The organism is Confluentibacter lentus (genome assembly GCF_002806995.1).
GTDB lineage: Bacteria > Bacteroidota > Bacteroidia > Flavobacteriales > Flavobacteriaceae > Confluentibacter > Confluentibacter lentus.
This window is the reverse complement of record NZ_NIHE01000002.1, coordinates 528,322-542,094: the sequence shown is the minus strand read 5'-3', so window position 1 is coordinate 542,094 and position 13,773 is coordinate 528,322. Positions and strand designations below refer to the sequence as shown.

Annotated in this window: 9 protein-coding genes; 6 read left to right on the top strand and 3 right to left on the bottom strand. The window is 32.6% G+C overall.

Going from position 1 to position 13,773, the window contains the following annotated elements; genetic code table 11:
• Positions 1–4 precede the first annotated feature (4 nt).
• From glmS to CDH50_RS06300, 3 genes are all read right to left on the bottom strand, one after another.
• Positions 5–1,852 carry a glutamine--fructose-6-phosphate transaminase (isomerizing) gene (glmS, locus tag CDH50_RS06310; RefSeq protein WP_100611155.1) on the bottom strand — a complete coding sequence of 616 codons (1,848 nt, stop codon included), beginning with the start codon at positions 1,850–1,852 and terminating at the stop codon, positions 5–7.
• 163 nt (positions 1,853–2,015) lie between these two features.
• Positions 2,016–3,680 (bottom strand): DUF4270 domain-containing protein, encoded by a 1,665-nt coding sequence (locus tag CDH50_RS06305; RefSeq protein WP_100611154.1) that lies wholly within the window; start codon positions 3,678–3,680, stop codon positions 2,016–2,018.
• Between the two features lie 23 nt (positions 3,681–3,703).
• Positions 3,704–4,513 carry a glycogen/starch synthase gene (locus CDH50_RS06300; protein WP_100611153.1) on the bottom strand — a complete coding sequence of 270 codons (810 nt, stop codon included), beginning with the start codon at positions 4,511–4,513 and terminating at the stop codon, positions 3,704–3,706.
• 285 nt (positions 4,514–4,798) lie between these two features.
• On the opposite strand from CDH50_RS06300, the gene panC reads away from it, so the two are divergent.
• The 6 genes from panC to CDH50_RS06270 all read left to right on the top strand — a co-directional run bounded on the left by panC (position 4,799) and on the right by CDH50_RS06270 (position 13,705).
• Complete coding sequence (gene panC, locus CDH50_RS06295) at positions 4,799–5,647, top strand: pantoate--beta-alanine ligase (RefSeq protein WP_100611152.1); 849 nt, start codon at positions 4,799–4,801, stop codon at positions 5,645–5,647.
• 13 nt (positions 5,648–5,660) lie between these two features.
• Positions 5,661–6,011 (top strand): aspartate 1-decarboxylase, encoded by a 351-nt coding sequence (panD, locus tag CDH50_RS06290; RefSeq protein WP_100611151.1) that lies wholly within the window; start codon positions 5,661–5,663, stop codon positions 6,009–6,011.
• 4 nt (positions 6,012–6,015) lie between these two features.
• The gene (locus tag CDH50_RS06285; protein ID WP_100611150.1) at positions 6,016–6,984 is read left to right on the top strand and encodes a lysylphosphatidylglycerol synthase transmembrane domain-containing protein; all 969 of its coding nucleotides are present in this window, start codon (positions 6,016–6,018) and stop codon (positions 6,982–6,984) included.
• Positions 6,985–7,073: 89 nt separating this feature from the next.
• Entirely contained in the window at positions 7,074–8,225 is a 1,152-nt protein-coding gene (locus CDH50_RS06280) for an alpha/beta hydrolase (protein ID WP_100611149.1), read from the top strand.
• 54 nt (positions 8,226–8,279) lie between these two features.
• The gene (gene radA / locus CDH50_RS06275) at positions 8,280–9,638 is read left to right on the top strand and encodes a DNA repair protein RadA (protein ID WP_100611148.1); all 1,359 of its coding nucleotides are present in this window, start codon (positions 8,280–8,282) and stop codon (positions 9,636–9,638) included.
• Positions 9,639–9,979: 341 nt separating this feature from the next.
• Entirely contained in the window at positions 9,980–13,705 is a 3,726-nt protein-coding gene (locus CDH50_RS06270) for a LamG-like jellyroll fold domain-containing protein (protein WP_100611147.1), read from the top strand.
• Positions 13,706–13,773: the final 68 nt, after the last annotated feature.

Genomic DNA, 13,773 nt, shown 5'->3' with positions numbered 1-13,773 from the left:
GGTTTTATTCTACTGTTACAGATTTTGCAAGGTTTCGGGGTTGATCCACATTTTTGCCAAGCATAACCGCGATATAATAAGATAATAATTGAAGAGGAATAGTTGTTAATAAAGGTGTTAAAGACTCTAAAGTTTCTGGCACTTCGATAACATGGTCGGCAAGTTCCCTAACGGTTACATCACCTTCTGTAACAATACCAATGATTTTACCCTTACGAGATTTTATTTCTTGAATATTGCTTACAACTTTATCGTAATGTCCTGTTTTTGTTGCAATAACAACAATAGGCATATTTTCATCTATGAGTGCGATAGGGCCGTGTTTCATTTCAGCAGCAGGGTAGCCTTCAGCGTGAATATATGAAATCTCTTTTAATTTTAACGCACCTTCTAAAGCTACTGGAAAGTTATAACCCCTGCCTAAGTATAAGAAATTAGAAACATCTTTATATATATTGGCAATTTCTTTTATGTGCTCATCAGATTTTAAGGCTTTTTCAACTTTTTTAGGTATCATTTCCAATTCTAATAAATGATGACGGAAATCAGAACTAGAAATAGTTCCTTTGGCTCTAGCTAAACGTAAAGCAATCAATGTTAATAAGGTAATTTGAGTAGTAAAGGCTTTGGTTGATGCAACGCCAATTTCTGGCCCAGCATGTGTATAAGCGCCAGCATCTGTTTCTCTTGCTATTGAAGACCCTACAACATTACAAACACCAAAAACAAAAGCTCCTTTTGATTTTGCTAATTTTATAGCCGCAAGCGTATCGGCCGTTTCACCAGATTGCGAAATGGCAATAACAACATCTTTCTCAGTAATTATGGGATTACGGTATCTAAATTCAGAGGCATATTCAACTTCAACAGGAATCCTGGCCAAATCTTCAAAAATATATTCGGCTACCAATCCAGCATGCCACGAAGTGCCACAAGCTACGATGATAAAACGATTTGCATTAAGGAATTTTTTCATGTTATCCTCAACACCAGACATTTTTATAATGGCTTCCTTCCTTAAAAGTCTGCCTCTATAAGTATCGTTAATAGCTTTAGGTTGTTCATAAATTTCCTTTAACATGAAATGATCAAAACCGCCTTTTTCTATTTGCTCTAAGTTTAGCTGCAATTCTTGAACATAAGTATCTACTAAAGAATCATCTTTAATTTTTCTAATCCTGATGTCTTTACCCTCTCTAACAATAGCCATTTCTTCATCTTCTAAGTAAATGGCATTTTTAGTATATTCTATAAACGGAGATGCATCGCTTGCTATAAAAAACTCATTTTCTCCAATGCCAACGGCTAGAGGGCTTCCTAAACGAGCAATAATAATTTCATTGGGTTTTGTTTTGTCAAAAACAGCTATCGCATAGGCCCCAACAACTTGGTTTAGTGCTATTTGAACTGCTTTTCCTAGTTTTACATTTTCTTTCTTTTTAACATCTTCAATTAAGTTAATCAAAACCTCGGTATCTGTATCCGACTTAAATGTATAACCACGAGAAATAAGCTCCTGTTTGAGGGAATCGTAATTTTCGATAATGCCATTATGGATAATGACTAAATCACCCGAATTTGAAGTATGAGGATGCGAATTAACATCATTTGGAACACCATGAGTCGCCCATCTGGTATGTCCTATACCCAGTTTACCTTGCTTAGAAATTTGATTCTCAACACAATTTTCTAAGTCTGTGACTTTGCCTTTTGTTTTTGAAATATTAAGGTTCGTACCATCAAATAAAGCAATTCCCGCACTATCATAACCACGATACTCTAATCTTTTAAGACCTTCAATAATGATTGGGTAAGCATCCCTGTACCCTAAATATCCAACGATTCCACACATAATTAATTTGACTTGGGTTAATATTAATCAGTACAAATATGTAAAATAAACTCTAATGTATTATAATTATTATATATAAGTTTCTTTTTAAACGATGAAGTTCATTTAAAACAAACAAAATAATAATGTTCGATGTAAATTTACACCTAGATATTTATCTAATTTACTTAGGTTTAGTAAAAAATATTTCCAATGTCATTTTTTTATTTTCAGGAACATTTGTATTAGTTCCGTGTAAAATGGTGCCTCTTGGTGTTATAATTGATACGGCTGGGATATTAGTTACGATATCGTTACTGTTTAGAATACTTGAATTATTACTCAAATTTACATTTGAAGATAAAACTAAGCCAATTTTTGTGTTGGTTGAATCCCTAATTAAAATATTGTTTAAATGTTCAGTAAGTCGTATTTTGTATTTTAAAAGTTGAGGGTCTCTCTGTCCCAAACTTATTATTTTAGAACTTAAAGGGTTATTTGTATTAGTAGTAGGATCGTACGAAAGATAGTCAATTGTCGGGATGTTGTTTTTAATATCATAGGCATAAATTCTATCATATTTATGATAATCTGTAGTAGTACTTACCATAGCTTCATCTTCATAGATAACCAATCGCGCTTCATTAATCAATTGTTTTAAGATATAGTTGCCAGAGTTGTCTTTCTTATATCCACCATTGCCATCTGGAACCCGGTACGTTTCTTTAAAACAATCTAAGGCTGATGTGTCTAAGATACCATCTCCATCGCAATCAACCATGCCGCCAAATAAATCAACAATTGCCATAGAGCCTTCTGTACCTTTTAAATAAAGTTTTTCATCACCTAATGTTTTGTTTCCATTGCCTAAAGGAACGGTGTAATTATTTATAAATGTATTTAATCTATTACCCGCTATGTTTAAAACATAGGAGTCTTGCGTTCTCTCTCCAGTTGCTGCAGAATCGTCTTTTGAATAGTAAATGGTAATATTTGAAGCTGTAGATGCTATATTCAATAAAACCAAGTTGCCATTACCATTTATTGGTTCAGCTTTTAAATATAATCCTCTAAAATAATTTTTAAAATTATTTTCATTGCTAAGCTCTGATTGACCTCCTTTATTTATGATAGTTGTGGTCCAAAAGGAAGGGTCTAATTTAAATCTTAAAGCAGGTACAGATCTCGATCTTGTTATGGTGCTGTCTTCACCAATTGTTTTTGTGACAATAGCTTTACTGCTAGGGGTGAATATGGTATCTTTAAGTAACTCCCCTTTGTTGGTATCAAAATTTATAACGGTATTGTTCGTCAAAGCAAAATTATCTGTATTGTTTATTGAACCGTTTGCTTTTGAATAATAATTTTGGCGGGCATTAGTTGGGGAATTTGGATCAAAATCCCTTAAAAAGTAATTGTTTTTATAAATGGATAATCGGATAGGGCTATTTCCATACAATGAATCACTAATAGTATAGGTAGAATCTGTTAAAGCCCTGCTGAAATAAGGAATTGATAAAACAACAGAATCTATAACGGGGTTATCCCCAAAGTCTGGGTCATAAGTTGCAGGCGTTACTTGAGTTATGATACTAGCAATGGTTTGTCCGAACGCTGGATCATTAAAAACACCTAATAAATTTGATGATAAATTATTAATCTGTAAAGAGTCCAGTTTTTTATTGTAAGCAATGACAGGCAAGCTTACTCGGTCTGTATTAAAATTAATGTTATCCTCTCCTAAAACGTCACTTTCTATCGTGCTAAAATCTTTATCGCAAGCAATAAAAGAGATTATTAAAAACAGACTAACACCGGTAAGATTAAGGGCTTTAAATATCTTTTTCATATAATTATCTAAGAAATATTTTGTTAGCTTAAAACTTCTTTGTTGAAAAATTTTGTGTAAGCTTCACCAAAATCATCTCTATTTTTGTATTCTAAAACTGGTTTGTTTGAATTTTTAATGTAGGTCGTTAAATCTTTAGGAATTTCTTCTGATCCAACAATCAAAGCGTCAGAATAATCAATGGCAATTTTCATTAAATTAACATAAGATGGCTCTTCTAAAACTTTAATGGCGTCCTCATTAAGATTGTCAAATTTAACTTTATTAAACATATCAAGACTTAACGTATTGTTAAAACTTTGATTGTATACAGAGGTAACAATTTTACTTTCGTTAAACAAAGGTTCGTCTTTGTAATATTCTTTTAGGTAAATAGGAAGCAAGGCGGCTAACCAACCATGTATATGAATAACATCTGGAGACCAGTTTAATTTTTTAACTGTTTCTATAACGCCTTTGGCAAAGAAAATAGCACGTTCATCATTGTCGGTAAATAATACACCATTTTCGTCTGTTAGTGTTGCTTTTCTTTTAAAATATTCGTCATTATCAATAAAATAGACCTGAATACGTTCTTTTGGAATAGAAGCCACTTTTATTATCAGGGGCATATCCAAATCATTAATAACTAAATTTATACCAGAAAGCCTAATAACTTCGTGCAGTTGATGTCTTCTTTCGTTAATATTTCCGTATCTGGGCATGAAAATCCTTATTTGGCCGCCTTGTTGATTCACTAATCTTGGTGCTTCAAAAGACATTGAAGAAATTTCAGTCTCTGGTAAATAAGGCACTACTTCAGATGATACATATAATATCCTCTTATCTTTCATCTGCTTATATTTATTTGTTTTTTAATGGTCAGATGCAATTCGCCATTAAACGCTTCGGTTTGTATAAACTTATTGTTGTGGCTCATTTCATATGTTTGCTTTTGCCGTTTCTGATGATTTTATGTAACTGTTTTAGGCGATTTTTCTAATTTAAAAATCGTCTATGAGCGCTACATAAATGTCTTTCTTTTGAAAATTCAAAATAAAAAACACGCAAAAGTACAAAAATTTATGCAGATTGATTGTAAAATCTTAAGTTTGCCAGCGTAAATTTTATAATAAAAGGTGGAAGTTTTTTCAGAAAAGAGGGATATTATTGCGACTTTAGATACTTATAAGGCAAAACAACAAACCATTGGTTTTGTTCCAACCATGGGTGCATTGCACCAAGGACATTTGGCATTAGTTGAAAAAGCAACACAAAATAATGATGTGGTTGTGGTAAGTATTTTTGTAAATCCAACACAGTTTAATAATCCCGATGATCTTAAAAAATATCCAAGAACTTTAGAAAAGGACATCTCACTTTTAGCAACGCTCTCTAAGGATTTATTGATTTATGCGCCAACCGTTGAAGATATCTATGAAGGAAAAACGGCTTCAGAAAGTTTTGATTTTGATGGATTGGAATTTGAAATGGAAGGAAAATTTCGTCAGGGTCATTTTGATGGAGTAGGCACAGTTGTAAAACGTTTTTTCGATATTATAAAACCAAACAATGCGTATTTTGGAGAAAAAGATTTTCAGCAATTACAAATTATTAAAAAGCTGGTAAAAAAACAGCACATTCCCGTAAATGTGATTGGATGTAAAATACATCGGGAGACTAATGGTCTTGCAATGAGTTCAAGAAATACACGACTAAAGCCAGAGTTCATTAAAGAGGCACCTTTTATATATAAAACACTAAAAACTGCCAAAATGTATTTTGGCACAAAAAGTGCTAATTGGGTAACTAGCTGGGTTGAAAAACAGTTTGCAAATCATCAGTTGTTAAAATTGGAATATTTTATAATTGCAGATGTCGATACCCTAAAATTATTAAAACGAAAATCTAAGAATAAAAAATATAGAGGATTTATAGCGGTATATGCAGATGATGTTAGGCTGATTGACAATATCGCATTAAATTAATTATCTTTACCACATGCAAATTCAAGTAGTAAAATCTAAAATTCACAGGGTAAAATGTACTGGCGCTGAGCTTAACTACATTGGTAGTATTACTATTGATGAAGACTTAATGGACGCAGCAAACATCATACAAGGCGAAAAAGTTCAAGTTGTTAATAACGATAATGGTGAACGATTAGAAACCTATGTAATTCCCGGACCGAGAAATACGGGGGAAATTACACTAAATGGCGCTGCCGCCAGAAAAGTGTCCGTAGGAGACACCCTTATTTTAATTACATATGCTCTTATGGATATAGAAGAAGCAAAAGTATTCAAACCTTCTTTAGTCTTTCCAGACGAAGCCACAAACTTGCTAAAATAGACTTTTGAATCCGAAAATATCTAAAGCACTAAAAATCATTCTCCCATTACTTTTGGCTGTTTTTTTAGTTTGGTATTCATTACACAAAGTTTCTTTTGATAAATTAATTGTTTTTTTTAAAGAAGCAGATTATAGGTGGATTGTATTGGGTATGTTTTTTGGGTTTCTTAGCCATTTATCCAGAGCATATCGCTGGTTGTTTATGCTAGAGCCTTTAGGGTATAAAATGAAGTTTAATAACAGCGTGATGGCCATTTTTTCGGCATATTTAATTAATTATACCATACCAAGAGCTGGGGAAATTGCAAGGGCTACCATCATAACAAATTACGAGGATGTGCCTTTTGAAAAAGGATTTGGGACTATTGTGTCTGAGAGAATAGCCGATTTAATTATGATGTTTGCTATTATATTTATAACGCTCTTCATTGAATTTGATTTTTTATACAGTTTGCTAATTGAAAAATTCAATCCCTTAAAGATTGTGATTGCCTTTGTTTTGTTCATTTTTTTAGGAGTCTTACTTTTTAAATATTTAAAGAATAGTAGCTCAAAAATGGCATTAAAAATAAGAACTTTTGCTAAAGGTTTAATTGAAGGGGTGTTTAGTATTTTCAAAATGAAAAAAAAATGGGCCTTTATTTTTCATACACTGTTTATATGGACTATGTATGTGCTCATGTTTTATGTCACGTCTCTTGCTTTTAAAGATTTAGGGGATTTGCCCTTAGGCGCCGTTTTGGTTGGTTTTATTGCTGGCAGTTTTAGTATTGCCGCTACCAACAGCGGGATAGGATCTTATCCTGTGGCCATTTATGCCGCTTTATCCATTTTTAATATCCCCGAAGAACCTAGTATTGCTTTTGGTTGGATCATGTGGTTTGCACAAACACTTATGATTATTATTTTTGGCGGATTATCATTAATCTATTTACCGATTTACAATAGAAAAGAAGCCCATAAAGCCTTGTAAAAACAGTCGGAAGATTTCATTTTCATCTGTTTGAAAAGTTAGGGCTTATTTCTTACCTTGCCATATATTAAATCTCAAATCATTTTAAAATGAAGAAATCAATCATTTACCTATTACTTGTAATGTCTTCTACAAGTTTTATGGATGCTCAAGTCATATATAAAACACTAGAATCTTCAAAGCTTGGCAAAACAAGGGAATTAAAAATACAATTGCCAAGAGGCTATAACAACGATAAAGATAAAAGCTACCCGTTGTTCATTGTGTTGGATGGCGACTATTTATTTGAAGCAGTGGCTGGAAATGTTGATTATTATACCTATTGGGAAGATATGCCCGAAGCTATTGTAGTTGGGGTCAATCAATTCGATGATCGGTTTGAGGATTCCATGTATTCTTCACAAAACTCATTACCTGTAGAAACTGGAGCTGCTTTTTTTGAGTTTATTGGAGCAGAACTTATTCCATTTATTGAAACCACATACAGAACAGGAAAATTTAAAGTAGCGATTGGACATGGAGAAACAGCCAATTTCATAAATTATTATTTGCTTAAAGAACAACCGTTATTTCAAGCTTATATAGTGATAAGTCCAGAATTGGCGCCTAAAATGATAACGTATCTTCCGGAACGGTTGTCTAAAATACAAACAAAAACATTTTATTATTTAGCAACAACCAATAACGATTCGGAGTCCATTAAAAAAATGACCGAAGCCTTAAATGCTGATGTTAAAGCTATTGATAACAAAAACCTTTTATATAAATACGATACCTTTGAAAATCCAACGCATTATTCCGTTCCAGCACATGCACTGCCAAATGCTTTAGAGAGTATTTTTCATGTTTTTCAACCCATCAGTAAAAAGGAATATCAAGAAACCATACTTAAATTAGATACGTCCCCAGTCACTTATTTACAGGAAAAATATCAAACTATAAAAGACTTGTTTGGGATAGAAAAACAAATTCTTATTAACGATTTTAAAGCTATTTCCGCAGCTATAGAAAAAACTGAAAAGTTCGAATATTATGAAGAATTGGGTAAAATGGCGACAAAGGAATATCCAAAAACGCTTTTAGGAAGTTATTATATAGGGCGTTTCCATGAAGAGACAGGAGATCCAAAAAAAGCAATGAAGACCTATCAATCGGCTTATATTCTTGAAGAAATTGCAGGTATTACGAAAGATTTAATGTTAGAAAAATCAGATGCCATTAAAGCCGATTTTGGTTACTAATATAAATTGATAACAGAATTAATTCCTCTCCTTTTGAGAGGTTAGGATAGGAATATGGCTAAATTAAAAACGACTTTTTTTTGTCAGAGTTGTGGCAATCAATATGCCAAGTGGCAAGGGCAATGCACGGCTTGTAAAGAGTGGAATACCATTGTTGAAGAAGTGATTCAAACACCAGAGAAAAGCGATTGGAAATCACCAATATCAACAGTAAAAAAAGCCACCATACCATTAAAAATAAAAGACATAGATGCGTCTAATGAAATTCGATTGGATACTTTTGATGGTGAATTCAACAGAGTATTGGGCGGTGGTATTGTGCCTGGTTCTTTAACTTTGTTGGGCGGTGAACCGGGTATTGGAAAAAGCACTTTGCTACTTCAAATCTCATTAAAATTACCTTATAAAACTTTGTATGTTTCTGGTGAAGAAAGTCAGAAACAAATAAAAATGCGTGCCGAACGTATTAATCCTAGTAATAATAATTGTTACATTTTAACTGAGACCAAAACCCAAAATATTTTTAAACAAATTGAAGTTTTAGAGCCCGATATTGTGATTATTGATTCCATTCAAACGTTGCATAGTGATTATATCGAGTCATCTTCTGGAAGTATTTCACAAATAAAGGAATGTACGGCTGAGTTAATTAAGTTTGCAAAAGAAACCGCAACCCCCGTAGTTCTTATAGGGCATATCACTAAAGATGGAAATATAGCGGGGCCGAAAATTTTAGAGCACATGGTGGATACCGTGCTGCAATTTGAAGGCGACAGAAACCATGTGTTCAGAATTTTAAGGGCGCATAAAAATAGATTTGGTTCTACAAATGAACTTGGTATATATGAAATGCAAGGTTCTGGATTGCGTGAAGTTTCCAACCCATCGGAAATATTGATTTCTAAGAAAGATGAAGAATTATCTGGAAATGCTATTGCCGCAACCTTAGAAGGCATGCGCCCATTAATGATTGAAGTTCAAGCATTAGTGAGTACGGCAGTTTATGGAACGCCACAACGCAGTGCAACCGGTTTTAATGCCAAGCGATTAAATATGCTTTTGGCAGTTCTAGAAAAACGTGCTGGCTTTCGCTTGGGTGCTAAAGATGTTTTTTTAAATATTACTGGCGGTATTAATGTAGATGATCCGGCTATAGATTTAGCTGTAGTTGCCGCTATTTTATCTTCTAATGAAGATGTTGCTTTGCAAAAAGACGTGTGTTTTGCTGCTGAGGTTGGATTATCTGGTGAAATTAGGCCAGTTCAACGCGTGGAACAACGGATATTGGAAGCTGAAAAATTAGGATTTTCCACCATTTTTGTTTCTAAATATAACAAAATAGCACTTAAAAATACTCTCATTAAAATTCAATTGATTTCAAAAATTGAAGATTTGGTAGGTATTTTGGTTTAAATACTTATTTAATATAAATAAATATTTTTGTTTATATTATTGAAAATCAATGATTTAATTATATTTTTTTTAAATTAAAGATTAAATTCAAGTTAACTATATTTCATTTTTTATATCCATAACCATGTTATTTGTCGGGTTTTTTAATCACTTAATCGAAAAATAAATTACCTTTTCTTTGTTAATATCATGATTAATTTCTAATATTGCAGTGTTAATTGTATAAGAATTAAGTGATTTTTTTTTAACAATTAGCAATTTCCCTCAAAGTTTAAATCCATTTTACTATTATTTACGTTAGTACAGGTAATCAAATAGCCCCAAGCTATTAATTCTAACTTATGGAAAAAAATTACTCAAATTCCCATTACTGGGTTTTATTACTATTTTTTGGATTTTTTACAATTGGGCATATCCAAGCTCAATATTGCACTCCAACAAACATTGGAAATTTTAATGTCAATTATATTTCAAAAGTCAAGTTTGGAAGCATCGATAATTCAAGCTCTGGAACGACAGGTGGTTACAACTATTATTCTTCAGTAGCTGCAACTGATGTGACTGCTGGTCAAACAATAACAGGTACCATAAGCGTTACTATGAATGGCTGGAACACCAACACAAATACCGTAGCAGTTTGGGTAAATTTTAATGAAAATGCCGATGACGATTTTGAAGATAGTGGTGAACGCTTTTTGTTCACCATAAGAGATAATAATAGTGTTGGGGGCAATAAAACTGTAAATGTGCCAATAAGTATTCCAATACCTAGTAATACACCATCGGGAGCTTCTAGAATTCGAATAGGTTTTAGAACAAGTGATGCAACCAATTTCACATCATGTGATTACAATTGGCAAGCTGGAGATATTGAAGATTATAAAATTAATATTATATCGGGTTCAACTGATTCTGGGGATATTGTTTACCAACCTAATTATTGCGTGCCTTCAAATAGAGGTAATTTTAATGTAAATTATATTTCCAATGTTACATTTGGAAGTATCAACAATAGTAGCTCAGGTTCAACAGGAGGTTATACTTATTATTCTTCGGTAGCAGCAACTGATCTTTTAGTTGGTGAAACAATAAATGGTACTGTAAGTGTCACGATGAACGGTTGGAACACAAACTCAAATACACTTGTAGTTTGGATGAACTTCAATGAAAATGAAGATGATGATTTTAATGATCCAGGAGAACGTTTTCTATTTACGGTGCGAGATAACAGAAATATTGGTGGTAATAAAGTTGTAAACATACCCATAAGTATTCCAATACCAGATTCTACACCCACAGGTTTTACAATGTTGCGAGTTGGTTTTAGAACAGGCACCGATACTAATTTTACAGCGTGCGATTATAATTATCAATCAGGAGAAATTGAAGATTATAAAATAAATATGGCATCTAAAGATGATGATTCAGATTATTTTGAATCAACCCCGCCATCTAGTGCTACTTTATATTTTAATGGTATTGATAATTATGTATCTGGAGATTCATTTATAGACGGTTCGGATGATGTCACTATTATGGCTTGGGTAAAATCTGACAAAGGAAACACAGCAGATATGGTTATTGTAGGTGAAGATTTAGCTTGTCAATTATCATTAAAAGGCGGTAATAAACCTGTATTTACAATAACAACTACGGAAGGTAAAGAGAAAACTGCTGGAGATTGCAAAAATTGCAGTACCATTAATTTTGATGAATGGCATCATATTACAGGGAGTTACTCTAGTGCTACTGGCTTGATAATGCTATATGTTGATGGTTTTTTAATAGAGAAAAAGAACGTTGGGAAAAAGGATAAGCCAATCGCTGTAAGTCAAAATACCAATAAAACATTTGAGATAGGAAGATTTTCAAACAAACAAACTGATGGGCAATATTTTAAAGGAAATATTGATGAAGTTAGGGTTTTTAACGTAGCATTATCTGAAGACCAAATACATCAAATGGTTTATCAAGAAATTGAAAATAATTCTGATATAGTAAAAGGCATTATTGTAAAAAAAGATATTCAGGAAAAAGATACAGGTAACACGGTATCTTGGACTAATTTATTGGCCTATTACCCCATGACCGATGTTAAGGATAGAACCATTTTAGATTTTTCTGGTTATGACCATGATCTTAAACTATATAATCTAAAAACCATTCAAGAACAAACAGCACCAATGCCTTATGTTTCAGCAAATGATGGCGATTGGACAAATGCCTCAACATGGCTTCATGGGGATGTTTGGGATATCGAAAGAATTACAAATAATAAAGATTGGAGTATTATAAAAATTGCTAGTAATGTCACTGTTGAAGGTTCATTTAAAACAAGTGGATTGATAATTGATTCTGAAAAAACATTAACAGTTAAAGGGGATAATTTAGTTGAAAATAACTGGTATTTAGAGTTGAACGGCAAACTGGATTTATTGAATGATTCACAATTAATACAAACCATTAACAGCGATTTGGTAACTTCTGCAAACGGAAAAATTTTAAGAAGACAAGAAGGGGCTTCAAATCCTTTTTGGTATAACTATTGGTCATCGCCAGTTGGTGCTACGATTGCAACAACCTTATCAAATAACAATGGTTCAATCAACAACGCTAATAATTCTGCTTTTAGGTTAGAACTCCTTAAAGATGGTAATGGTTTAAATATGCAATTTACCAATGGATATACAGCAAATGGCAATATAAGCACCTACTGGTTATACACATTTAAAAATGGCGTTACCTATTATGACTGGGGCAAATTAACTAAAACCACCAATATAAGCCCAGGTGTTGGCTATACTCAAAAAGGAAGTGGCATTGTAGGTATGCAACAGCAATATATTTTTGAAGGTAAACCAAATAATGGTACCATTTTAATAGATGTTAAAGATAAAGGGGGGAAGGGGTCAGTGCCTTCAGTATCTGCAACCACTTATTTAGTGGGAAATCCTTACCCTTCAGCACTTAATATAAGTAAATTTATTAATGACAATAAAGGTATTATAAGTGGTAATTTACAATTATGGCAACAATGGAGTGGTAACTCACATAATCTTAAAGATTATAACGGGGGTTACGCTATGGTAAACAAATTAGGTTCTGTAAGAGCTTATCAATTTGTTGGGATATATGGAGCCACTAAAGGGTCGCAAGACGGTACATTAACCCCAACAAAATATCTTCCAGTAGGACAGGCATTTATGGTAGAAATTATTGCTGATGGAAAATTAGAATTTAATAATGGTCAGCGTTTGTTTATTAAAGAAGCAGATGCAGATAAGACTTATAACAATGGCTCGGTATTTTTTAAAGGAACTTCAGGTAAATCAGAAAGTGAAAGTATTTCAGAAAGTACAGATGAAGTAGAGGAAGAATTTAAAAAGATACGTTTAGAGCTTAATTCTGTAACTGGGCCAGCTACCAAAAGGGAACTGCTTTTAGGATTTAGTGATGTTACTTCTGATGACTTTGATTATGGTTATGATGCTGAAAACACAGATATAAACAACAATGATATACATTTAAACTTAGATGGTTTGGATATGAATATCCAAGCCTACAGTCAAATAACAAATGACAAAGTTGTGCCATTGAATTTTAAATCATCTGGAAGTAATTCATTTGAAATAAAGATAACAGACCTTGAAAATATCGATGATTCCCAAGAGATTTATTTAAAGGATAATTTTACAGGAACATATTTCAATTTAAAAGAGAGCAAACCTTATAGCTTCACTTCAGAGCAAGGTAAGTTTAATGAAAGGTTTGAAATTGTTTTCCAATCTGAGGAAAAAAGTTTGGATGTTCAAGAATCTAAAATCACTGAGAATTTTATTTATTACAAGAATTCTGAACGTAAATTGTTTGCCAAAAAATTAAACGCTTTGGTAACTAAATTGGCTATTGTAAATATGTTAGGTCAAACTACTGCTGAATTCAATAATGTATCACAAGACCAGTTAATTAATGGAGTGAATATTCCAAGTATGGCAAGTGGTGCCTATGTAGTTTATTTTAGAACAGATACCAACCAGGTTTTTACAAAAAAAATAATAATTAATTAAAATAATAATTTGAATTTGACATCAAAAACCAAAACAACTGTTTTGGTTTTTTTTATTTAAATTTGTAA